We start from the raw sequence: 24,532 nt of genomic DNA, 5'->3' as shown, positions 1-24,532 counted from the left end.
TGTTGATGGGGAGGTAAGCTGACGATGGAAGATATACCTGTGCCAAGCACCTGCAAAGGTTGTGAAAGAGATATCTCGATATCGGAAGAGCAAATTACCAGAATTCTAACCAACATGAGACCCAAAATGGAATGTGTAAACGATGAAGTGTACGAAGCCAGACTGTTGGCCTGCTCACAATGTGAAGAGTTAATGTCCGGACATACGTGTGGTATCAGCGGAAGTATTGTTCGTGTACGTGCTTTGGCGGCAGCTCAAAATTGTCCCAGTTACCATGGTTCACGGTGGATAGGAACAGCCTAAAAGATACAATGCTCAGGCTCGGCTGAACCTGGATTACGGGTTAAAGTAGTCATACCTTGGTCTGCCTTAATGGCAGGCTTTTTGGTTTGATTGGACCTTTTCTTAACGATTGACAAAAAGTAGACAATAAAATATATTAAACACGTGAAATATTTTTGTTTAATTATTAATATTTATATTAATATTTACTAAAAGTAATGATGCGTAAAAATTAAGATCGAAAGAAAATCGGTGGTATGAGTGGTATTTAGGCCAAAATGAAAGCGCAAACATTTGTGCGGGTGTTCCAACAATCTTAATATTTTTGGGGAGGGTTTGTTGTGAAGGGTTCTATTGTTGTTAATACCGATTGGAAACAAGGCATTATTAATAAAAACATTTATGGACAATTTGCTGAGCATCTTGGACGTTGCATTTATGAAGGCATATGGGTTGGAGAGGACTCACCGATTCCGAACACAAACGGAATTCGTAATGATGTGGTGGAAGCGCTGAAAAAGCTGAATATTCCTGTGCTGCGCTGGCCGGGAGGCTGTTTTGCCGATGAATATCATTGGAAAGATGGTATCGGACCCAAAGGAAATCGTAAGAGAATGGTAAATACGCATTGGGGCGGTGTGGTTGAAAATAATCATTTTGGCACACATGAATTTTTTCAATTGTGCGAGCTGTTAGATGCAGAGCCTTATATTTGTGGAAATGTCGGCAGTGGTACAGTTCAGGAAATGTCGGAATGGGTAGAGTACATGACCTTCGATGGAGAGTCCCCAATGGCTGCATGGCGTCAGGAAAACGGTCGTGAGAAACCATGGAAGCTCAAATATTTTGGAGTGGGTAACGAAAACTGGGGTTGTGGCGGTAACATGCGCCCAGAATATTATGCCGATCTGTATCGCCGCTATCAGACATATGTCCGTAACTATGGCGAGAACCGCATTTATCGGATTGCAGGTGGGGCGAATGTGGACGATTATCGTTGGACCGAAGTGTTGATGCGTGAAGCTGGGCATCTTATGGACGGTTTGAGCCTGCATAACTATACGATCCCGGGAAACTGGGAAGGGAAACGGCAAGCACTCGGCTTTGATGAAGCGGAATGGTTCGAGACGATGAAAAAATCACTGCACATGGATGAATTGATTACTCGTCATTCTGCTATTATGGACCAATATGATCCTGACAAAAGGGTCGGACTGATCATCGATGAATGGGGAACTTGGTTCCTGACTGAGCCAGGGACCAATCCGGGCTTCCTGTATCAACAAAATACGATGCGCGATGCGCTGGTAGCTGGGCTGCATCTACACATTTTCCATAATCACCATGACCGAGTACAGATGACGAATATTGCTCAAATGGTCAATGTTTTACAAGCAATGGTTCTGACCGAAGGTCCTGCTATGCTGTTGACGCCGACATACCATATATTTGAAATGTTTAAGGTGCATCAGGATGCGCAAGCACTGGCTGTTCATGTAAAGGTAGGCGATTATGAATATGACGGGGATTCCATCCCGCAAGTAAGCGTGTCCGCCTCCAAGGCGCAGGATGGTAATATTCATATCAGCTTTTGCAACGTCCATCCGGGCGAGTCGGCAAACTTGAATTTGGAGCTAAGAGGACTGGAAGAGGTTAAAAAGATCAGTGGTGTTGTCCTTGCCAACGACGATATGCAGGCACATAATACGTTTGATCAGCCAGAGCGTGTGAAAAAGGAAGCTTTCACATCCTATCAGCTTCAAGGTCAGCATTTGGATGTTACACTGCCACCAATGTCAGTAGTGATGCTGACAATTGCTCCGTAAAAAAGCTGGGTCGTGGTATGTAAGCAGTATCCACTATTATTGGTTATGAACAAAGAGAGCGTTCAGGTAAACGCTCTCTTTGTCCTACAATTGCTCGCGGTGAATCACCCTGAATTCTTTGGGCGACATACCGAAGCGGGAACGAAATACACGGTGAAAATACGTGTAATTTGCAAATCCTGACGATTCGGCGGCTTGTTCCAGTGACATGGGACTGAAAATGATTCGTTCTCTCGCCATGTTAAGCCTGATGTCCAGCGTGTACTGCATAATGCTCGTATCGAATGTTTCCTTAAACAGATGTACTGCTCGGGATACGCTGATACCGACGTGTGAAGACACGTCATCCAGTTTGAAGTTAGAGGATGCATTTTCTTCAATATAATTTTTAATCTGATACGCAAGATAGTTATGATGAGTAGCGATAGGATGATCGGATAGCATACGGTCAAACTCCAAACATAAAATGCGTATGTAATAACTTGATATTTCCGGGTAAGGATTAGAAATACGTCGTTGCTCCATCACAAGCTGACGAAATAGGCCAAGCAGGGCTTCTGTGAGCTGAACCTTAATTCTGTTGGGTCGTTTATGATGGTTCCACCACTCATCTACCCAGGAACCACCGAAAAAAATGTGATAATCTCCGCTTTCCACGACCAGCTCTCCCATGGGATTCAACTCACTATGAATATCCAGTTCATAAGGCTCGGTAGGATTGAATAACAGTAGGTCACCTGCCTCAATCCGTGTCATTTCCCCGTTAATGCGGGCTTGGCAACGTCCATCTGTTTGCAAACGGAATAAATAATTTTTGATCCCCTCAGGCTGGTTCGAATAAAAGGGCTTTCGATGGAAGGAATAGCCTGCGGTAAGAACCTGACAAGGCTCGACGATAGACATGATGATGACTCCTTTGGGCATATGGCTGTTTCAAATATTGACCAGATTGTTCATGTTTTAATCATATTATTCATTTTAAACGAAACAGAAATAGAATACTATGTGAACTGTAAAGCTTACATGTTAGATGAGAAAGTACATGTTGGAGGCCAAGGAGTGTGACGACGTGGAACGAATGAAGGCCGGGATTATCGGATGCGGTACTATTAGCTCGGTATATCTTGAAAATCTCCAAAAGAGCCCACTCATTGAAGTGGTGGCCATCGCTGATTTACTGGATGAGAGGGCAAAGGAGAGGGCCGATAAATTCAACATTGAAAACGTATACAAATCGGATGAATTACTGCGCCAGCCTGAAATTGAGCTTGTATTTAATCTGACCGTGCCTGGCAGCCACGTATGGTCAGATATAGCGATACTAGAGGCAGGCAAGCATGTGTACAGTGAAAAGCCTTTGGCGCATTGAAATTCACGGACCATCGTGCCAATGCTGAGCTGGCCTACCATGTGTTAGAAGCCATGCATGCTTTTCAGCACTCATCATTGGAAGGCAATACATTACGCTGGTAAGTACGTTCAAGCCGGACGAGGATGTGTATTATGGAACAGATATAATGGTTCCTAACTTAAAGAGGTGAAGGGTAATGGCTAAAGTAGGATTGCAATTGTACACCGTAAGGGAAGAGCTTGAACAGGATTTTGAAGGTACATTGCGCAAGGTAGCTGAGCTTGGCTATAAAGGAGTAGAATTTCATACCTTTTTCGGACGCAATGCCAAGGATGTCAGAGCGCTCTTGGATGAACTGAATCTGGAAGTTGTCGGAACTCATGTACAATATTCTCGCTTGCTGGATCATTTGGATGAGGAGATTTCATACCACAAAGAATTGGGCAATAAGTACCTAATCGTTCCTTATTTAACCGAAGAACAGCGGGAGTGGGATGAACTTTTTGCTAATTTAAATCGTATTGGTGAAAAAGTGAAGGAACAGGGTTTGATACTGGCTTATCATAATCATGATTTTGAATTAACAGAAAAGATCAATGATCGCCCAGTATTCGATGCTTTATATGATGCAGTTTCCGATGATTTGTTACAGGTCGAAATGGATACTTGTTGGGTATACTACGGGGGCTATGATCCAGTGGAATACATCGGACGTTATAATGGACGCCTGCCTATCATTCACTTAAAGGATATGGCACGTGACGAGCAGCAAAAAGCAGTGACTGTAGAGCTTGGCAAAGGCGAAGTGCAGCTTCAGGCCATTACAGACGCCGCTATTCAGGCAGGTGTGGATTGGGTCGTCGTGGAACAGGATTTCTGCTCAAACCCTCCAATCGAAAGCATTGAAACCAGCATTAAATGGCTCCAACAATACGCAGCTCAGGGAGGAAATATTCATGTCTAAAACACTTAAAATCGGGATTATTGGTTGTGGAGGCATTGCCAACGGCAAACACTTGCCGAGTCTTGCCAAGCAGAAGCGTGCGGAGATCGTTGCATTTTGTGACATCATTCAGGAGCGCGCTGAAGAGGCAGCAGAAAAGTTTGGTGTTGATGGCTCGCAAGTTTATAGCGATTACCGTAAGCTGTTAGAAAATAAAGACATTGAAGTCGTACATGTATGTACACCTAACGACTCGCACTCGGAAATTACCGTAGCGGCGCTTGAGGCAGGTAAGCATGTGCTGTGTGAAAAGCCGATGGCTAAAACTGCTGAGCAAGCACGGGAGATGCTTGATGCGGCCAACCGCACAGGTAAGAAGCTGTCCATAGCGTATCAAAACCGTTATCGTGATGACAGTTTGTACCTGAAGCAATTAGTCGAGCAAGGAGAGCTTGGAGAAATTTATCTGGGCAAAGCCATTGCTCTACGCCGTCGCGCGGTTCCGACTTGGGGAGTATTCTTGGATGAAGAGAAGCAGGGCGGTGGTCCTCTTATTGATATTGGCACGCATGCACTAGACCTGACACTCTGGCTGATGGATAATTACAAGCCTAAAAGCGTACTAGGTTCAACTTTCCATAAGCTAGGGGATCGTAAAGATGCGGCAAATGCCTTTGGGCCTTGGAACCCTGAGGAATTTAAGGTAGAGGACTCAGCTTTTGGTTTTATTACGATGCAAAATGGAGCTACGATTGTACTGGAATCCAGCTGGGCATTGAACGTTGTAGAGTTTGGCGAAGCGAAGACACTGTTATGCGGTACCGAAGGCGGAGCCGATATGCAGGATGGATTGCGCATTAACGGAGAAAAGAACAGCCGTTTGTTTGATACGAAAATAGATCTGGATGCAGGTGGTGTTGCCTTTTACTCTGGAGAGACGGAAAATGAAGCAGACCGCGAAGCCCGCCTGTGGATCGAATCTATTCTGGACGACAAAGAACCTCTTGTGAAGCCGGAACAGGCACTGGTTGTTACTGAAATTTTGGAAGCTATCTATGAATCGGCACGTACGGGAAAAGCTGTCTATTTTGACTAAGCCGTAATTATCCCGAATAGACCATCGTTATAATGAAAGCAGCTTTTTTCACATATGATACAGGGGGGATTTCTTTTGAAACTTGGAGTATTTATGGTGTTGTTCGGTGGCCGTTCGCTGGAGGAAGCGTTGGATTATGTGGCTTCTCAAGGATTGGATGCTGTAGAAATCGGTACAGGCGGCAACCCGGGGGATAAGCATTGTAAGCCGGATGAATTGCTGGAGAATGATGCAGCGCTCAAAAATTTTAAAAAGGCAGTAGAGTCCCGCGGACTAACGATTAGCGCACTTAGCTGTCACGGCAATCCTCTTCATCCGCAAAAGCATTTGGCCCAGGCTGATCATGATACGTTTCTTAAAACCGTTCGATTGGCAGAAAAGCTGGAAGTTCCAGTTGTGAACACTTTCTCCGGCTGTCCGGGAGATCATGAGGATGCGAAATATCCAAACTGGCCTGTGGCTCCGTGGCCTAATGATTTTCAAGAAGTGTTGAAGTGGCAATGGGAGAATAAAATTATTCCTTACTGGACCGAGACGGGGAAATTTGCAGCAGATCATCATGTTAAAATTGGACTGGAGCTACACGGAGGCTTCTCCGTTCATACACCAGCGACCTTGCTTCGTTTACGTGAAGCTGCGGGAGAGGTTATTGGTGCTAATCTCGATCCGAGCCATATGTGGTGGCAGGGAATTGACCCAGTGCAGGCAGTTCGAATTTTGGGCCGAGAGGGAGCTATTCACCACTTTCATGCCAAGGATACGACGATTGATCCAATTAATGTAAATAAATATGGACTTACCGATATGCAGGAATATACGAAAATGCTAGATCGCGCTTGGCAGTTCCGTACTGTGGGTTATGGACATGATGTAAAAACCTGGGCAGATATTATCAGTGCTCTGCGTTTGGTGGGATACGATCATGTAGTGAGTATTGAGCATGAAGATGGTCTGATGTCCGTGGAAGAGGGCTTTACTAAGGCTGTCCACAATCTTCGCCAGGTACTGATTGAAGAACCGCTGAGCGAGATGTGGTGGGTCTAACCTAATAGGGGGAAATGTTGATGATTAACGTCACCATTTGGAATGAATTTTTGAACGAAAAGTTGAATGATGAAGCCAAACAGATATATCCTGACGGGATACACAAAGCGTTGGCTGACGGCCTGGCAGGAGAGGGATTTGCCATTCGAACAGCTACACTGCGTGATGATGCAGAGCATGGTTTGGGAGAAGAAGTCTTGAATTCCACAGATGTGCTGCTGTGGTGGGGGCATAAAGCCCATGATCAGGTGAGCGATGAAGTTACGGCGCGTGTTGTCAAGCGAGTGCAGGAAGGAATGGGCTTAATCGTGCTGCACTCAGGCCATTTTTCCAAGCCATTCAAAGCCCTGATGGGCACTAGCTGCGATCTGAAATGGAGGGTGGCAGGTGAACAGGAGATTATTTGGTCGGTGAATCCGTCACATCCCATTGCAGAAGGCATTGACGCCAAAATATTGTTGAAGCAGGAAGAGATGTATGGCGAGTTCTTTGATATTCCAGCGCCAGATGAATTGGTATTTGTTAGTAACTTTGAAGGTGGCGAAGTATTTAGAACCGGATGTACTTTCCGTCGAGGTAGTGGTAAAATATTTTATTTTCGCCCAGGCCATGAGACCTATCCGACTTATTACCAGCCTGATATTTTGAAGGTTATTGCCAATAGTATTCGTTGGACTTCTCCAACAAGTATTAACAAACCAATATATGGTAGAAGTGAACCGGTAAGACCTCTCGGTGGAGTGTTGGTATAATGACAATCATCACATTTTGATGAGCTATATAATGAATAGATTGAAAGGCGGAACCTCTAGGGGATTCCGCCTTTTTTGATTTAACGATTTAGACATATACCTGCTGTGTTGGTTTGTTGTATAATCAGTTTTGGTCATGGCAACTTTATCGGCGCAGGTATTTAATTTAAGAAGAAAGTGTTTTCTTTCGGGATAAAGTATGCTAAAATGATATATACTAACAAAAGGAAAGCTTTATCAAACCGAAATGCAAAAGAAGGTGAAAAATTTGGAGAGTCAACCGCAATGTACAAAAATGTGTCCGCGTTTTGAAACCGCCTTTTCATGTTTGGGCAAGCGTTGGAATGGATTAATTATTCAATCCATGATGAGCGGTCCTAAGCGGTTTAAGGATATTTCCAATCTGATTCCCACAATGAGTGACAAAATGTTATCAGAGCGGATGAAAGATTTGGAAAATGAAGGAATTCTTACACGTCATGTATATCCAGAAACTCCTGTCCGCATTGAATACGAGCTAACAACCAAAGGCCGTGCACTTCAGCCGGTTATGGAACAGATTCAATTTTGGGCTGAGGAATGGATTAGATGAGCACCAAACTAAATAAGTGTTTTTCATAGCAAAACAGCCTTTTCCTAGAAAAAAGGCTGTTTTTTATATTGCGTTTAGGACTACTTATCCATTTTGCAGAAATGATGTGCTTAGGCAGCACGACTTAATAGCCTTTGACGCGCCCTGCAACTGAGAATAATGCTGCTGTTGCACGGCGAGGCACACGGGTTTGAATATCCAGCGCGGCCGAACGGAATGTACCCAGACAGGAATGACAAAGTCTCCCTGCATAAATAGGGGAACGGCAGGACTCACAAGGATAATCAAGCTGACTGTATGTGGAGGGAAATTTGCCTGCTCTTACCCAATCTGTGAGCAATTCTATAGGTGTACCAGTTACGTCACTGAGCTGGCGAGTATGAGTAGAAGGATGCTTCCATAGATAGTTAGAACAGCGGTCCAAGAATATATTTTCTTCCTGAATACAAGTACTACAGAGGTTTCTAAGGTTTTGACGAAAAACGGAACCGCATTTTGGGCAATTAGAAGTATGTATCTCCATGGAAACCAGTCCTTTGTATCGAAATAAAGTGAAATTTTAAAATTTATTAGTTACATATTACTATGACATTATACCTATATCAATCTTTATTTATAGAATCTTTGACCTTTAAGTGTATGTTAAAATCTGTGTTGACATGACTCTGTTACTTATGTATCATTACTTACATAAAGTTACTTGATGAATAAAATAAATTGTTGATGATAAGGGGATCTTTATATGATGCCATCTTTATTTTTGGCCCATGGCTCACCGATGCTTGCTATTGAACAGACGGACTATACTTCATTTTTAGAGCAACTGGGGAAAAGTATTCGTCCTAAAGCAATAGTTATCTTTACTGCTCATTGGGAAACACAAACGTTGACGATCAGTTCGATGGATGACGTGTACGATACCATTTATGATTTTGGCGGTTTTCCACCGGAACTGTACACAGTGAAATATCCAGCACATGGTTCTGTGGAACTGGCCAATAAGCTGAAAAAATTATATGAACAAAAGGGCATTGACGTAGAAACTGATCGGGTGAGGGGTTTGGATCATGGATCTTGGACATTGTTGCATCGTATGTATCCTGAGGCAGACATTCCGGTAGTTCAGATCTCTGTAAATCCATATCTCTCGCCCAAAGCACAATATGCTATTGGTGAAGTGCTGCGAGGACTGGGAGAACAGGATATTCTGGTCATTGGTAGTGGCGTGACTGTTCATAATCTGCGTATCGTCAAATGGGGGGAAACGAAAACAGAACCTTGGGCTATAGATTTTGATGATTGGATTATTGAAAAAGTACAAAGTAGAGATATAGAGGCTTTGGATCACTATGAAAGCGAAGCACCGTATGCTCGCCAGGCCGTACCCAGAGCAGAACACTTTGTACCGTTGTTTATTGCAATGGGGAGTGGCAATCCTGCAAACAAAGCCAAGGTTATCCATAGAAGCTATGAGATGGGGAATTTAAGTTATCTATGTTTACAGTTTTAAAGAGTGTTGCCAGAAGAAGGACTGTCATTAAAATGCTTCGCTACTGCTCCTGTATAAGTAGGGGAGTGGAAATAAATTAGGGAGTGTTATAAGCTATAGTGGCTTATAACACTCCCTTTTACATAAAAAAACGATTTATTATATCCGGCAAATCTCACGAGGGCATAGTTCACAATGACATACACCTTGCAGCATTTCCAAATCTTTGACAACAATCATACCATTATCATATTCAACTGCATTTTTCTTACGTAGATCACTAAGCATCCGGTTTACGCTTTCCCGGGTCGCACCGATCATATTTGATAAGTCAGTATGAGTAATTTTTTTATGAATCAGGATATGTTCGCCGTGAGGCTCACCATAGGTATTGCATAGACGAATGAGCGTTGAACATAAAGCGCCTGGCTTGCCGTACATCATCAAATCGCGGAACTTAGTCTGAGTAATGCGGTGATGTGAACCCATCCATTTCATAAAGTCAATCGCAAAATCACAATGCTGGCAAATAAGCAGTTCCAAATCTGTATGATCGATTACGCCAATATCACTGTCTTCCAGAACCTCAGCAGAAAAGGAATGCTTAGTACCGAAAAATGGATCGGCTTGACCAACAAGATCGCCGCTTTGATACATATATAGAATAAGTTCCTTGCCCTCATCCGTTGTTTTGGTTACTTTCACGCGTCCGCGCTTAATATAAAACAGCTTATCCGCTGTATCTCCTTCCCAGAACAGATGCGAGCTTTCTGGCATAACTCGATCTTTCATCATTACTTGCAATCGGTTGAAGCTGGCCTCCGAGAAGCAACAGGTGTTGCCGCGGGCTTCCATTACATTTGTAGGGTTTCTCATCGTCCATTTCCCCTTTGTATCCTATGTTTTTTATCTGCAACTTGATCAATTCAAATTCATTATATACTTGTGCAATGAGTTTTTGGGGCAAGAAGAGGGGGTAAAAGTGGCAGAATTCCAAACTTTGTGATTTAATTCACTTCATAAAATAAAATTTTAAATAGATTGTGAAAAAAATCACAATATATCTTGAAAAGCTGTGTTACGATCAGTGCGTGAACAAGAGATAGTACACGAGATAACAGGAGGATGAGGGAAATGGCTGTTAAAAACGAGGTTATTCAAAAAGAGCAAAGCGCAGAGCAGTATATTCAAACGCTGATTGACCGGGGGAACCGGGCACAGCAAGCTTTCATGAGTATGAATCAGGAACAGATTGACGAAATCGTACAAGCTATGGCACTCGCAGGGATGGATAAACACATGTACCTGGCGAAGTTGGCTGTTGAAGAAACAGGACGCGGTGTGTACGAGGACAAAATCACCAAAAACATGTTTGCAACAGAATATATCTATCATAGTATCAAAAATGAAAAAACCGTCGGTGTCATTGAAGACAATGATTTTGACAGTTTTCAAAAGATAGCAGAGCCAGTCGGTATTATCATGGGGATCACTCCAGTGACAAACCCGACTTCGACTACGATGTTCAAAGCGCTGATTGCCATTAAAACACGTAACCCAATCATTTTCGGTTTCCATCCATCTGCTCAATCGTGTAGTGCGGAAGCAGCCCGCGTCTTGCTCGAAGCAGCTGTTAAACATGGTGCTCCGGCCGATTGTATTCAATGGATTGAAGCACCTTCGATGGATAAGACCAATGTATTGATGAACCACCCTGATGTGGCGCTAATTTTGGCAACTGGTGGATCAGGCATGGTTAAGGCAGCTTATAGCTGCGGTAAACCAGCACTTGGTGTAGGTCCTGGTAACGTGCCTTGCTTTATTGAAAAAACAGCAGATATCAAACAGGCCGTGAACGATCTTATCCTCTCGAAATCTTTTGATAACGGTATGATTTGTGCTTCGGAGCAAGCGGTTATTATCGAAGAGCCAATCTTCGAACAAGTGAAAAAATTGATGATCGCTAACGGTTGCTATTTTGTAAATAAAGAAGAAGCAGCTAAGCTCACTCAAGGAGCTATGAATGTCGAGAAATGTGCAGTGAACCCAGCTATTGTCGGGCAGTCTGCTGTGAAAATTGCTGAAATGAGTGGTATTACAGTACCAACAGGAACTAAAATTTTGGTCGCTGAGATTGAAGGGGTAGGAACAAAATTCCCATTGTCTGCGGAAAAATTGAGTCCTGTATTGGCTTGCTATAAAGTAAAAAATGCGGAACAAGGTATTCAACGCGCTGCTGAAGTCGTGGAATTCGGGGGCATGGGTCACTCGTCCGCTATTCATTCGAACGATGAGGATGTTATCGCTCGGTTTGCAAACCGTTTGCAAACAGGACGTATCATTGTAAATGCACCTTCCACACATGGTGCGATTGGCGACATTTACAACACCAATCTTCCTTCGTTGACACTTGGTTGCGGTTCGTACGGTCGTAACTCGACTTCGTCGAACGTATCGGCAGTCAATCTGATTAATGTGAAAAGGGTGGCGAAACGGACGGTGAATATGCAATGGTTCAAAGTACCTTCCAAAATCTATTTTGAAAAAAATTCGACACAGTATCTTGCTAAAATGCCTGATATCACACGTGTAGCTATTATCACAGACCCTATGATGGTACAACTGGGATATGTAGATCGTGTTATTCATTATCTGCATCAGCGCCAAACACCAGTAGCTATCGAAGTGTTCTCTGAAGTAGAGCCAGATCCATCGACAGTTACGGTAGAACGTGGTACTGAAATGATGAGACGTTTCCAACCGGATTGCATCATCGCACTGGGCGGCGGTTCGCCAATGGATGCCGCTAAAGGCATGTGGATGTTCTATGAATATCCAGATACTGATTTCAATAACTTAAAACAAAAATTCATGGATATCCGTAAACGGATTTACAAGTACCCACGTCTGGGCCAAAAAGCACAATTTGTAGCTATCCCTACAACATCGGGTACAGGTTCCGAAGTTACATCGTTCGCAGTAATTACGGACAAAAACCTGGGCGACACGAAGTACCCACTGGCTGACTATGAGTTGACTCCTGATGTGGCAATTATTGACCCAGTGTTTGTATATTCGCTGCCTAAAACAGCTGTAGCGGACACAGGTATGGACGTTCTGACACATGCTATCGAGGCTTACGTGTCCGTAATGGCTAATGACTACACAGATGGTCTGGCAATTAAAGCCATTCAATTGGTATTCCAATACCTAGAACAATCGGCTCTGACCGGTGATAAGCTGGCTCGTGAAAAAATGCATAATGCTTCCACACTTGCTGGTATGGCGTTTGCTAATGCATTCTTGGGCATTAACCACAGTCTTGCACATAAATGGGGTGGACAATACCATACAGCGCATGGCCGCACGAATGCCATTTTGATGCCGCACGTTATTCGTTATAATGCGAAAAAACCGACAAAATTTGCTTCGTTCCCTAAATATTCGCACTTTGTTGCGGATGAGCGTTATGCAGAAATCGCGCGCATACTGGGACTGCCTGCACGCACCACCGAAGAAGGGGTTAACAGCTTGATCGAAGCGATCCGTAAAATGAACAAAACACTCGGTATCGAGGAATCGTTCCAACAAATCGGTTTCGATGCGAAAGATTTCGAATCACGTGTAGATTATCTGGCTGACCGCGCATTTGAAGATCAATGTACAACTGCGAATCCTAAGTTGCCACTGGTTACTGAGTTGGCTGATGTCTATCGCAATGCCTTCTACGGACGTTTTGACCAATAATATAATAGGTAAGAAGAGGCTTGTGAAAAAGCATTTTCTCGTTCAATACCGATGCAGGCTCTCTATATAGAGGGCCTGTTGGTTTGGGAAGGGAGGTGAAAGGCAAGGCTAAGGATATAGGCGCGAAGCTAGGGAAAATAAAGTGACAAAAATCACTCATATTGTGATTTTTGTCACATACTACACTCTATCATTATTCTACAATAAGGGTGTAAGAAAGGTCCCGACACTGAGCGTAAGGCATCGGTGAACAGGCCGGGCTCAAGAAATAGCTTTATCGTGAAAAAAATCACAAGTCCGGAAGACCAAACAATTTGGAGGGATTTACATGTCGGTGATTGAGAGAGAATTACAAGAGCAACAATCTGGCTGGAGAGGTTTTAAAAAAGGCAAATGGACTAAAGAAGTCAACGTCAACGATTTTATTGAAACCAATATCTTACCTTATGTTGGCAATGAAGAATTTTTGGTTGGTCCTACGGCCAACACAACTGCATTGTGGGATATTGTATCCGATCTTACCAAAAAAGAGTTGGCAAACGGCGGCGTGCTTGATGTAGACGTGAATACGCCATCCACTATTATTTCACATAAACCGGGTTATCTAGACCGGGATAAAGAGCAAATTGTCGGTGTACAAACAGATGCTCCATTCAAACGTTCTTTACAGCCGTTTGGCGGAATTCGAATGATGATCGACGCTTGCAAAGCCTATGGTTTTGAAGTGCCAGAAAGTATCATTGATATCTTCACTCATATTCGTAAAACTCACAACCAAGGTGTATTTGACGCTTATACAGATGAAATGAGAGCAGCTCGTAAAGCTGGTATCATTACTGGTCTGCCTGATGCATACGGCCGTGGTCGTATTATCGGTGACTATCGTCGTGTAGCTTTATACGGTGCAGACTTCTTGATCCAAGATAAAAAGCTGCAACTGAAAAGCCTTGAAGTTGATTCCATGGAAGAAGACGTAATTCGTCTGCGTGAGGAAATTTCCGAGCAAATTCGTGCTTTGAATGAACTGAAACAAATGGCTGCTGAGCACGGTTTTGATATTTCAAAACCTGCTAACAATGCGAAAGAAGCTTTCCAATGGGTATATTTTGGATATCTTGCAGCAATCAAAGAACAAAATGGTGCAGCAATGTCCTTAGGACGTGTATCTTCCTTCCTTGATATTTACTCTCAACGTGATATGGAAGAGGGTACAATGACAGAAGAACAAGCTCAAGAACTGGTCGATCATTTTGTTATGAAATTGCGTATTGTTAAGTTCTTGCGCACACCTGACTATAATGAACTGTTCAGTGGAGATCCAACTTGGGTTACTGAGTCCATTGGTGGTATGTCCGTAACTGGAGAAACTCGGGTAACTAAAAACAGCTTCCGTTTCCTGCACACCCTCTACAATCTGGGACCTGCACCGGAACCGAACCTGACTGTACTGTGGTCGGAAAAATTGCCTGAAGGCTTCAAAAAATATTGTGCGAAAGTTTCTATTGAAACTAGCTCCATTCAGTACGAGAATGACGATCTGATGCGTCCGATTTATGGAGACGACTATGGTATTGCTTGTTGTGTATCGGCAATGAAAATCGGTAAACAAATGCAATTCTTTGGTGCTCGTGCTAACTTGGCTAAAGCTCTGCTGTATGCAATTAACGGTGGTAAAGATGAAAAATCTGGCGTCCAAGTAGGGCCTGAATTCCCAGCCATTACAGGTGAAGTTCTGGATTATGAAGAAGTGTTGAGTCGCTTCAAACCTATGATGGAATGGTTGGCAAAACTGTATATGAACACTTTGAATGTTATTCACTACATGCATGATAAATATAGCTACGAACGCATTGAAATGGCGTTGCATGATCGTGATATTCTCCGCACCATGGCTTGTGGTATTGCGGGTCTGTCAGTTGCTACCGACTCCTTGAGTGCCATTAAATTTGCAAAAGTTAAACCAATCCGTAACGAAAAAGGGATTGCTGTGGACTTTGAAATTGAAGGCGAATACCCTTGCTACGGTAACAACGATGACCGTGTAGATAACATCGCTGTGGAACTGGTCGAGAGCTTCATGAGCATGATTCGCAAGCATAAAGCTTATCGTAATGCGCTTCCTACTCAATCTGTACTGACTATTACTTCTAACGTGGTGTATGGTAAGAAAACAGGTACAACACCGGATGGACGTAAAGCAGGCGAACCGTTTGCACCAGGGGCAAACCCAATGCACGGCCGTGATAAAAAAGGTGCTTTGGCATCTCTGAGTTCCGTAGCCAAATTGCCTTATGAACACAGTCTGGATGGTATCTCGAACACCTTCTCTATCGTGCCTAAAGCACTGGGTAAAGAAGAAGAAACACGCAAAACAAACCTCGTTTCGATGATGGATGGTTATTTTGGAAGCCACGCACATCATCTGAATGTCAATGTGTTTGCTCGCGAACAACTGTTGGATGCAATGGAACACCCAGAAAACTATCCACAGCTGACGATCCGTGTTTCCGGTTATGCCGTTAACTTTATCAAGCTGACTCGTGAACAACAATTGGATGTTATTAACCGTACTTTCCACGGTACAATGTAAATAAGTATTACAATGACGCACGCATAGCGGATGCGGGAAGGATGATGCAACATGTTGAAAGGACACATACACTCATTGGAAACCTTCGGGACCGTCGATGGTCCCGGCATCCGCTTCGTGCTCTTTATGCAAGGATGCTTGTTGAAATGTCAGTATTGCCATAATCCGGACACTTGGGCCTTGAATGAAGGCAATCCAATGACCCTAGAGGAAGTATTGGCTGAAATTGAACCGTATTTAGCCTATTACCGTTCTTCGGGAGGCGGATTGACCGTATCCGGTGGAGAACCGACATTGCAAGCTCATTTTGTAGCAGAGCTGTTCAAAGAAGTGAAACGTCGCTGGAATTTGCACACGACACTGGACAGTAATGGCTTTAATGATGCGGGCCGTATCCATGATCTGCTGGACGTAACAGACTTGGTGTTACTTGATATTAAGCATATTGACAACGACAAGCATATTAAGCTTACAGGCAAGTCCAACGACCGTATGCTAAGCACAGCTCGCTGGTTGTCTGAGCAAGGGCGTAAAATGTGGATTAGACACGTATTTGTACCGGGTATTCATGATGACGAGCAAGATTTATTGAATTTGGGACGGTTTATCGGAACGTTGAACGGAGTCGAGAAATTCGAAATTTTACCTTACCATCAAATGGGTGTTTACAAGTGGGAAATGCTCGGTAAGGAGTATCCGTTGGAGGGAGTTCCATCTCCTACAGACGAAGAAGTTCAACGTGCTTACCGACTCATTGAAGAGGGTCGTCTGGAGACTGCAGGAAAGAATGCTGTCTGTCGTCCATCATAATGTAAATGGTGCAAAAGCTATTTCTTAGTAATGAAGCCGCCGCCACATCAGGTCAGATGGGTGGCGGTTTTTTGTTGTTGAATTTTTTGCAGTCACAGGAGAAAGTTCCCTTTTTTTCATGATAAGCAAAATTTCCAGAAACTTTTTAACAACTGACGCGTCTAATAGTATGACTTTTTACGGGAATGATAATAATTTGGTGATAGAAGGAGACAGACAATGAATTTCAAGAAATGGACCATGCTCACCGCTTTGGCGGTAGCTCAGGTGGCCGCAGTAGCCCCTGTAGGAGCAGAAGCAGCATCAACAACCGTTCAATCCACCGATTCGGTTAGCGCACAGCAGGCTCAGACCAATGTTGCTGATTCCAGCGTTCAGAATAGTATCGGAGCTCAAGAGGGAACAGGCACACAAAACAACACGGTAACACCAGATAACACAGGCGTAACCAATGATCCATTGACTGGCCTACCTACGGATACAACCAACGGATCGAACGTATCCAATGATGTATACGGTGGAGACGGAACGATCACCAATCCTGGTGGAGCTCCAACAAACATGGGTGCTAATCAACTGATTTTGTATTTAAACAGCGCGAAAATGGAACAAAACGGACAGGTGTATACGGCAACTCAGCCGATGACTGTTAAGGACGGAGTTTCCTATGTAGCTATCCGTTCACTTGTCAGCCGTGTCGGATTGCAGTTTAGTTATGACACTGCCACCAAAGAAACCGTAATCACACAAGGAACAAATGTCATGCGCTTCAAAACAGACAGCAAGGTTTATACGGTTAACGGTGAAGCCAGACAAATGAAGGGACCGGCTTTTCAGCAAAAGAACGTATTTATGGTGCCGTTGACCTCGATTACACAGGCCTTAAATATTCCTTATACTGTGAATAATACGACTAAACAAGTTATCATGGATTTGAATCAGAAGCCTAAAGCTTCCTTCACGGTTCAGCAAAAAGATATCTATGCGGGCGAAACCCAAGTTACGTATTTGACGAAGGAATCTTCTCCTACAGGTCTACCGATTGTGAACCAACGTTGGGAAGGTAAGCAGGACGTATTTCAGGAGCCGGGTACATATGTAGTTACCTATTCTGTTCTTGACTCTGCTGGAAACTGGAGTGATCCTTACTCAGTTACAATTACAGTAAGACCGCCGAACCAACCGCCAGTCGCTCTGTTTACTACAGATAAAAAAGAGTACAAGATGGGTGAAAAGATCACCATTACGGACCTGAGTACGGATGATGAGAATGCTATTACTAAGCGTGATTGGGAGAACAAGAAACTTGCCTTCTTCCAACCAGGTGATGTAACGATTACGTTAACCGTGACTGATAAGCACGGCGCAACAGGTACCAAAAGTGAAACGATTAAAATTACGAATGAACTGCTGTACAACGAAGATGATTTCAATAAAATCTTCACACCATATGGTGATAAATATACAGTAGACGGCAGTCAGGTGCCTACCATGGCTACCATTCCTTTGACAAGTACATCTTCACCGCGTCTTTTGATCCGTGCTAACAGCCCGGAACGTGTATTTCAGGACGGAATTGTGTATCAGGAAACCGGATCAGGAAGCACGCGCATACTCGTCCATCATGTGAATGAAACGGGTCGAGATGTGAAAATGTACGTGATTGCAACCAACAACAATATTACTCCTGCCAACATGAATGTCGAAAATTCCGGTTTTGCCGGACCATCTGAATTTGCAACGGCTGCGGGTAAAGTCTCGATTCAACGATATTTTCAATCCATGCAGGATGGAAGCAAGCGTTCTAGCACAGTTCTAAATCCTGGCGAAAGCCGCGTTATTTTACAGGATCTGAACGCACAAAAAATCAAGCAAAAACAAGTCATTTCTCTGTTATCCGATTTATATACGGATCAACCTATTCAATACACGGTTATTGTGTTAGATGCAAATACAGATCCGTTGACCGTGTTGCCTACTTTGGCAAAACTGCCTAAGGACGGTATTCATAACCGTGGAACGTACGCTAATTCGGATATCTCACTCAATTATACCGAAGAGGTTGGTAAAACAGCTCAACGTATCGTTCTTGGCGATAATAAGGTAGACCCGAACCTGATTGGTACGGATGGTCTGGACGGCTCTTCTGCTTCCAATGCCGGTAATTTTGGTGTTGTATATAAAGTTAAATTGGATCATGTAGCGCCGTATTCACTGATTACGTTCAACCCGCGTGGAGGCGAATATTCCGGCTATGCGATGGTAAACAATCAGGTTGTGGGTATCCCGACAAACGGCTCGGTATGGGCTCCAAATGAGATGAGTGTGCTGTATCGCACAGGGCATATCGAGGAAAGTGTAGAGATGTATTTCACTGCTGCTGCAGGAAGTAACTTGCCGGTTTCCGTAGTAGTTATGCCTTTACCAGCTATTAAAAATTAATATGAATTAACCGGTACTGTTTACCGGCTTAGACCTTGGGTCTCGTCATTCACCGTTTAAAAGTCGATGTCACTTGCAGAATATAGGCGTTCTCCTGCTGCGAATTTGATCGTAGCGCTGGAGAGCGTCTTTTTCTTATGTATAGATGCGAATATCTCTTATAATATTGACTTTAATCGTGGTATAATAAATAGATGCAAGCCTAAGCCTGCATCAGAAAACCTGAAACTACAGACAGGGGAGGGTGAAACGCATGCTGACAAAGGATGAGATTATTGCAACAATGTCCGCTCAGGGGCTGCGTATTACAGATCAGCGCAAAACGTTGGCCACGTTATTTTCCGAGAATGAAGGGTATCTGTCCCCCAAAGACGTTTATGAATATATGGGTAAGAAGTACAGTGGACTTAGCTTTGATACAGTTTATCGTAATTTGCGTGTAATGCAGGAATTAGGTGTGCTGGAACAGGTATCTTTTGAGGATGGAATGAAGTTCAAGGTGAGCTGTAATGAGCATCATCACCATCACCATATGATTTGCTTGAGCTGTCAGAAAACATTACCGATTTCTTTTTGCCCAATGCAAATGACGGATACAACGGATCAATTCCAAATCGTCGAGCACAAGTTTGAAATTTTTGGTTATTGTAAAGAATGTCAACAGAAGAATGGACATACTGATAGTAATTCGGATGGGGGATTCAGACAGACGAGCAGTCACACTCACAGCCACGGGGGCTACTGAAATGAAAATCACCACACGCAGAGTGGTACAGGCTCCGATTAAGTTTTATCGTTCCTATATTTCACCGTTAAAGCCGGCTACCTGCCGATTCTATCCAACGTGTTCAGCGTACGCGTTGGAGGCGGTAGAAGTGCATGGTGCGCTCAAAGGTTCATGGCTTGCTACTAAGCGTATAGCCAAATGCCATCCCTTTCATCCAGGAGGCGTAGATTTGGTTCCTCCTGCAAAAAAGGAGACAGACAGGTCTAGCGAAGATCGTTTGGCTACTCATTCCGAGAAGAGTCTGACTTGACAGCGCTATGCGGATTTGGTTATATTTTGGTTAATATTGTTTTCCTGCGAAGGGATGAGTAGGGTGAATTGTCCAGTACAGAGAGCCGGGGTTAGCTGCAAACCGGTCTGGAGCGAAGCCTGAATATGGTCCTGGAGGAACCTTTTTCGAGCGTATTTGCCACAGTTATTTGTGCACGGGAGGCAAACGTAAGGGGGAGGCGTGTTCCAGCGTTAATGGGCGGTCAGATGTGACCGGTGAAGCCTGTAGTCTGCGAGGATACAGGAAAATTGGGTGGTAACGCGTGAGGTGACTCTCGTCCCATAGGGGCGGGGGTCTTTTTTGTGCCCAATTTGTTCCAAATTCATAAATTGGAGTACCATCATGTCAGCAGGTCTTATCGAGCTGCCGTGAACAAAACAGGAGGCAACATACATGTCCAATGAGAACACATTTTACATTACGACACCGATCTATTATCCGAGCGACAAGCTACATATAGGTCATGCTTACACGACAGTTGCGGGAGATGCAATGGCCCGTTACAAGCGGCTACGCGGTTATGAAGTGCGTTATTTGACAGGAACGGATGAGCATGGTCAGAAGATTGAGCAAAAGGCAAGTGCAGCTGGCAAAACGCCACAACGTTTCGTAGATGACATTGTGGCAGGCATCCAAGACCTGTGGCGGAAGCTCGACATTTCCAATGACGATTTTATCCGTACTACGGAGGAACGTCATAAGGCTGTCGTACAGGAAATTTTTGATCGTTTATTAAAACAAGGCGATATTTACAAGGGAGAATACGAAGGCTGGTACAGCATCCCTGACGAGACGTACTACACAGAAACTCAGCTGGTTGACGTGGTGAAGGACGCTAAAGGCAATGTGACTGGAGGTAAGAGCCCGGATAGTGGACACCCTGTAGAATTGGTCAAGGAAGAGAGCTACTTTTTCCGCATGAGCAAGTATGCTGATCGGTTGCTGCAATTTTATGAAGAGAACCCGCAGTTTATCCAACCGGAATCCCGGAAAAAAGAAATGATTAACAACTTCATCAAGCCGGGGCTAGAGGATCTGGCTGTTTCCCGTACAACTTTTGACTGGGGTGTTAAGGTCAAGGGGGACCCGAAGCATGTCGTATACGTTTGGATTGACGCACTTTCCAACTACATCACAGCCTTGGGATATGGTTCTTCTAATACTGAGCTGTACGATAAATTTTGGCCAGCAAATGTGCATATCGTGGGTAAAGAGATTGTACGGTTCCACACGATATATTGGCCAATCATGCTGATGGCATTGGATCTTCCGTTACCTAAAAAAGTATTTGCACATGGTTGGTTACTTATGAAAGATGGTAAAATGTCGAAATCTAAAGGCAATGTGGTAGACCCGGTAACGTTGATTGACCGTTATGGTCTGGACCAACTTCGATACTACTTGCTGCGCGAGGTGCCTTTTGGGGCAGATGGAACATTTACACCAGAAAGTTTTGTAGATCGAGTTAATTCGGATTTGGCAAATGATCTGGGCAACTTGTTGAATCGTACCGTGGCGATGGTAGATAAATATTTTGACGGCAAGGTTCCGGCTTATGAAGCAAATGTAACAGAATTCGACGGAGCTCTTGAAGACATGGCAACATCGACTTATAGCAAAGTAGAAGAAGCCATGGAAAACATGGAGTTTTCCGTGGCATTAACGGCGATTAGCCAATTTATTAGCCGTAGCAACAAATATATTGACGAGACGCAACCATGGAATTTGGCTAAGGATGAGGCAAAACGTCGTGAATTGGCATCGGTTATGTTGCATTTGGTAGAAAGCTTGCGCATCGCTTCCATCTTACTTCAGCCATTCTTAACCCGTGCTCCTCATAAAATTTGGGAACAGCTCGGTATTAGCCAAGGTGAGCTGACTACATGGGATAGCGGCAAGCAGTTTGGTCGTATTCCGGAAGGAACACAGTTGGTCAAAGGTAATCCGATCTTCCCACGTCTGGATTCAGAGCAAGAGGTTGCTTTTATCGTGGAAGCAATGACAGGAGGTAAGAAACCAGAGGAAGCTACGACACAAGTTCAACCACAGAATGCATCTGAGGCGAGCCAGGAAGCGCCGGAGGCAAAGGAAGAGATTGGCATTGAGGATTTTGCCAAGGTGGAACTGCGCGTTGCTCAGGTCGTCGCCTGCGAGCCTGTAAAGAAGGCCGATAAACTGTTAAAGCTCCAACTTGATCTTGGTTATGAGCAACGGCAGGTAGTATCAGGGATTGCGAAGTTTTATACACCTGAAGATATCATTGGGCGCAAGGTGATCTGTGTGACCAATCTTAAGCCAGTAAAACTTCGGGGAGAGCTGTCGCAAGGTATGATTTTGGCAGCTTCACATGGAGATCAGCTTACGCTCGCCACCGTACCGGAAGGTATGCCGAATGGTGCAGTAGTAAAGTAGTACGCTAGTTAAATAAAAGAACGTAATGAGCGTATGTCCGGGAATCATTCTTCCTGGGCATGCGCTTTTTGGCGTGCATCATATTTTGCTCCCGCTATACGTATGTTTTAGTAGGCAGGGCTTGTTTGCTCGTGTTCACTTAAGACAGGTGGGAGGAAATGAGGATGACAGATATTAACGCCGGATTGGCGATCGTAGCCGGACTGTTTTCTTTTTTTTCACCGTGTTGTTTACCACTGTATCCATCTTATTTATCGTATATGACAGGGATGTCTGCGCGTGAACTGGCTGAAGGACGGCATAAGGCCGAGGTTCGTTATCGTACGATGGGGCATACACTTGCTTTTGTACTGGGCTTTTCGGTCGTTTTCTATTCACTGGGTGCAGGTGTCGGGTTGCTTGGAGAATGGTTTGCCAATTATGGGGATACGCTAAGAGTGGTAGCAGGGTTACTTATTTTACTAATGGGACTGGTATCTCTTGGTGTGGTAAGTCCTTTGATTCTAATGAGGGAGCATAAGCTTCGCTGGACATGGAAGCCTGCCGGGTACGCCGGTTCCTTTGTAATCGGAATTGGGTTTGCGGCAGGCTGGTCGCCCTGTATTGGTCCCATGCTAACAGCTATTATCGCTTTGGCTGCAGTAGAGCATCACATTTGGTTCAAACTGATTACAGGCTATGCGCTTGGGTTTGCGATTCCATTTTTTGTATTAGCTTTGCTGGTAGGCTCTGTTCGGCTATCCTCTCGCTATACCTCCATCCTCATCAAAACAGGTGGCATACTACTTGTTATCACTGGCATTTTACTGGTAACGGATCATATGACCGATGTAACGCTATTTTTACAACGGATTACCCCGGGTTGGATGCTAGTTATGTGAAATACTCAATACGACTTAAAGGAAAATGTTCAAAAATACGCTCTGTGATAAACTCTCGCAGTGCATTTTGCTGTTCATCGGGATAAACGTATTTGTTTTGTCCCCAGCGTCCCCATTTTTTCTTGCGTTTCTCTATGTCCATCTCCAGCTTGGTTTTCGGATAACGTTTCTCGATGACAGCTTTGGATGTTTTGGTGAAGCGATGCTGTATTAATTCGAACGTCAAATCTTTTGTAGCATGCTGGGGCAAGGTTTCTCCCAATTTGCGTAGTAACTCGCCGTAACCTTCTTCCCAGCCGTCATACCAGATGATGGGTGCAATGATGAACCCAAGCGGATAACCGGCTCGTGCGATTTTGCCCGCGGCTTCAATACGTTCCTCGAAGCGGGAAGTTGCAGGTTCAAACTGTTTAATAACATAATCGGAATTAATGCTAAAGCGGATGCGAGTATGACCATTATGTTTAATATCCAGCAATGGATCAACATGATGATATTTAGTAACAAAACGCAGACGGCCAAATTCCTCATCTGCCATGAAACGAATCAAGTCTCCAAGCGTTCCGGTGATATGCTCCAAACCAACCGGATCGGAGGTGCAAGCTGCTTCAAAACGGGTAATTTCAGGCGCACGCTCCTCGATATAAGCTTTAGCTGCTGATAAGATATCGTCAGTGTTGACATATACACGAATATACGGCTTTGCTCCCAAGGTTGTTTGTAAATAACAGTAGTGACAATGCCCCATGCAACCAGTCGAAATGGGGATGGCATATTCAGCAGAAGGCTTGGATTGATCAAAAGTTAACGTTTTACGGATACCAACTACCAAAGTTTTTTTTGCCATTCGGTACTTTTCAACTTCAGTTTCACCTGGTAAATTGGTAATTCGGTTGTGAGAGGTAGTCATCCGGTACGGAATATCCTTGGCTTTAACCCAATCCATAATACGCTGGCCCTTGGGATAATTTAGTGCGTCTGGCTCAAAAAACACCAGGTCAGGCAAAAATGGCTTGGTTCCTCTGGTTTGGACAGGAGTACGCTCAAGCGTAGACATGGCTAACGCTCCTTTCAAAATAAATCCACAGTGCTCTGGTGTCCAACCTTAACATATTGCCGCAGAAGTAAACGATACAGGGACGACGATATTAGTGTACCCGGCTTAAATTGAACAAATCGTGGCAATAGATGTGAGTGAAGGGATGAGACTTGCCAAT

General features: G+C 44.0%; 20 protein-coding genes and 1 pseudogene. 17 read left to right on the top strand and 4 right to left on the bottom strand.

Translation table 11 applies throughout. The features are described 5' to 3' along the window. Positions 1 to 24: 24 nt before the first annotated feature. Both MKY98_RS15775 and MKY98_RS15770 read left to right on the top strand, forming a co-directional pair. On the top strand, positions 25 to 303 hold the full coding sequence (locus MKY98_RS15775; protein ID WP_029517224.1) for a hypothetical protein: 279 nt from the start codon (positions 25 to 27) through the stop codon (positions 301 to 303). Between the two features lie 320 nt (positions 304 to 623). Further along, positions 624 to 2,108, top strand: a complete 1,485-nt coding sequence (locus MKY98_RS15770) for an alpha-N-arabinofuranosidase (protein WP_069012739.1) — start codon at positions 624 to 626, stop codon at positions 2,106 to 2,108. An 84-nt stretch (positions 2,109 to 2,192) separates the two neighbouring features. Here the strand turns inward: MKY98_RS15770 and MKY98_RS15765 are convergent, their stop codons facing one another. Next, positions 2,193 to 3,011 (bottom strand): AraC family transcriptional regulator, encoded by an 819-nt coding sequence (locus MKY98_RS15765; protein ID WP_029517226.1) that lies wholly within the window; start codon positions 3,009 to 3,011, stop codon positions 2,193 to 2,195. 166 nt (positions 3,012 to 3,177) lie between these two features. On the opposite strand from MKY98_RS15765, the pseudogene MKY98_RS15760 reads away from it, so the two are divergent. The 6 genes and pseudogenes from MKY98_RS15760 to MKY98_RS15735 all read left to right on the top strand — a co-directional run. Further along, positions 3,178 to 3,471: pseudogene (locus tag MKY98_RS15760) on the top strand (Gfo/Idh/MocA family protein); the annotation flags it as partial. Positions 3,472 to 3,655: 184 nt separating this feature from the next. Next, a complete protein-coding gene (locus tag MKY98_RS15755; protein ID WP_029517228.1) occupies positions 3,656 to 4,423 on the top strand; it encodes a sugar phosphate isomerase/epimerase family protein in 768 nt (255 codons plus the stop codon). Next, positions 4,416 to 5,498: a Gfo/Idh/MocA family protein gene (locus tag MKY98_RS15750; RefSeq protein WP_029517229.1), complete on the top strand. Its 1,083-nt coding sequence runs from the start codon at positions 4,416 to 4,418 to the stop codon at positions 5,496 to 5,498. The genes MKY98_RS15755 and MKY98_RS15750 overlap by 8 nt, the downstream gene beginning before the upstream one ends. A 75-nt stretch (positions 5,499 to 5,573) precedes the next feature. Then, positions 5,574 to 6,542: a sugar phosphate isomerase/epimerase family protein gene (locus MKY98_RS15745; protein WP_069012738.1), complete on the top strand. Its 969-nt coding sequence runs from the start codon at positions 5,574 to 5,576 to the stop codon at positions 6,540 to 6,542. A 20-nt stretch (positions 6,543 to 6,562) separates the two neighbouring features. Continuing rightward, a complete protein-coding gene (locus tag MKY98_RS15740; RefSeq protein WP_029517231.1) occupies positions 6,563 to 7,294 on the top strand; it encodes a ThuA domain-containing protein in 732 nt (243 codons plus the stop codon). 247 nt (positions 7,295 to 7,541) lie between these two features. Further along, positions 7,542 to 7,886: a winged helix-turn-helix transcriptional regulator gene (locus MKY98_RS15735; RefSeq protein WP_034095058.1), complete on the top strand. Its 345-nt coding sequence runs from the start codon at positions 7,542 to 7,544 to the stop codon at positions 7,884 to 7,886. A 124-nt stretch (positions 7,887 to 8,010) separates the two neighbouring features. Here MKY98_RS15735 and MKY98_RS15730 read toward each other — a convergent pair whose 3' ends face one another. After that, complete coding sequence (locus MKY98_RS15730) at positions 8,011 to 8,310, bottom strand: hypothetical protein (protein ID WP_223821919.1); 300 nt, start codon at positions 8,308 to 8,310, stop codon at positions 8,011 to 8,013. 318 nt (positions 8,311 to 8,628) lie between these two features. On the opposite strand from MKY98_RS15730, the gene MKY98_RS15725 reads away from it, so the two are divergent. Beyond that, entirely contained in the window at positions 8,629 to 9,396 is a 768-nt protein-coding gene (locus MKY98_RS15725) for a DODA-type extradiol aromatic ring-opening family dioxygenase (RefSeq protein ID WP_029517232.1), read from the top strand. Positions 9,397 to 9,534: 138 nt separating this feature from the next. Here the strand turns inward: MKY98_RS15725 and MKY98_RS15720 are convergent, their stop codons facing one another. Further along, positions 9,535 to 10,251, bottom strand: coding sequence for a Crp/Fnr family transcriptional regulator (locus MKY98_RS15720; RefSeq protein ID WP_013310849.1), 717 nt, complete (start codon positions 10,249 to 10,251; stop codon positions 9,535 to 9,537). A 258-nt stretch (positions 10,252 to 10,509) separates the two neighbouring features. Here MKY98_RS15720 and adhE point away from each other — a divergent pair, with 258 nt between their 5' ends. From adhE to MKY98_RS15680, 8 genes are all read left to right on the top strand, one after another. Next, on the top strand, positions 10,510 to 13,122 hold the full coding sequence (adhE, locus tag MKY98_RS15715) for a bifunctional acetaldehyde-CoA/alcohol dehydrogenase (RefSeq protein WP_069012737.1): 2,613 nt from the start codon (positions 10,510 to 10,512) through the stop codon (positions 13,120 to 13,122). A gap of 328 nt (positions 13,123 to 13,450) precedes the next feature. Then, entirely contained in the window at positions 13,451 to 15,712 is a 2,262-nt protein-coding gene (gene pflB / locus MKY98_RS15710; protein WP_029517234.1) for a formate C-acetyltransferase, read from the top strand. Positions 15,713 to 15,763: 51 nt separating this feature from the next. Beyond that, positions 15,764 to 16,522, top strand: a complete 759-nt coding sequence (gene pflA / locus MKY98_RS15705) for a pyruvate formate-lyase-activating protein (protein WP_029517235.1) — start codon at positions 15,764 to 15,766, stop codon at positions 16,520 to 16,522. A 219-nt stretch (positions 16,523 to 16,741) separates the two neighbouring features. Continuing rightward, on the top strand, positions 16,742 to 18,964 hold the full coding sequence (locus MKY98_RS15700) for a copper amine oxidase N-terminal domain-containing protein (RefSeq protein WP_029517236.1): 2,223 nt from the start codon (positions 16,742 to 16,744) through the stop codon (positions 18,962 to 18,964). A 253-nt stretch (positions 18,965 to 19,217) separates the two neighbouring features. After that, positions 19,218 to 19,709, top strand: coding sequence for a Fur family transcriptional regulator (locus tag MKY98_RS15695; RefSeq protein ID WP_039270917.1), 492 nt, complete (start codon positions 19,218 to 19,220; stop codon positions 19,707 to 19,709). A 1-nt stretch (position 19,710) separates the two neighbouring features. Beyond that, a complete protein-coding gene (gene yidD / locus MKY98_RS15690) occupies positions 19,711 to 20,001 on the top strand; it encodes a membrane protein insertion efficiency factor YidD (protein WP_029517238.1) in 291 nt (96 codons plus the stop codon). A gap of 414 nt (positions 20,002 to 20,415) precedes the next feature. After that, positions 20,416 to 22,434, top strand: coding sequence for a methionine--tRNA ligase (gene metG / locus MKY98_RS15685; protein WP_069012736.1), 2,019 nt, complete (start codon positions 20,416 to 20,418; stop codon positions 22,432 to 22,434). A gap of 164 nt (positions 22,435 to 22,598) precedes the next feature. Next, entirely contained in the window at positions 22,599 to 23,315 is a 717-nt protein-coding gene (locus MKY98_RS15680; protein WP_069012735.1) for a cytochrome c biogenesis CcdA family protein, read from the top strand. On the opposite strand, the gene splB is transcribed toward MKY98_RS15680, so the two are convergent. Then, positions 23,308 to 24,372: a spore photoproduct lyase gene (gene splB / locus MKY98_RS15675; RefSeq protein WP_023989268.1), complete on the bottom strand. Its 1,065-nt coding sequence runs from the start codon at positions 24,370 to 24,372 to the stop codon at positions 23,308 to 23,310. The two genes, MKY98_RS15680 and splB, sit on opposite strands and share 8 nt — an antisense overlap. Positions 24,373 to 24,532: the final 160 nt, after the last annotated feature.

The organism is Paenibacillus sp. FSL M8-0228, from assembly GCF_038007385.1.
GTDB lineage: Bacteria > Bacillota > Bacilli > Paenibacillales > Paenibacillaceae > Paenibacillus > Paenibacillus polymyxa_D.
This window is presented reverse-complemented; position numbering and strand designations above follow the sequence as displayed.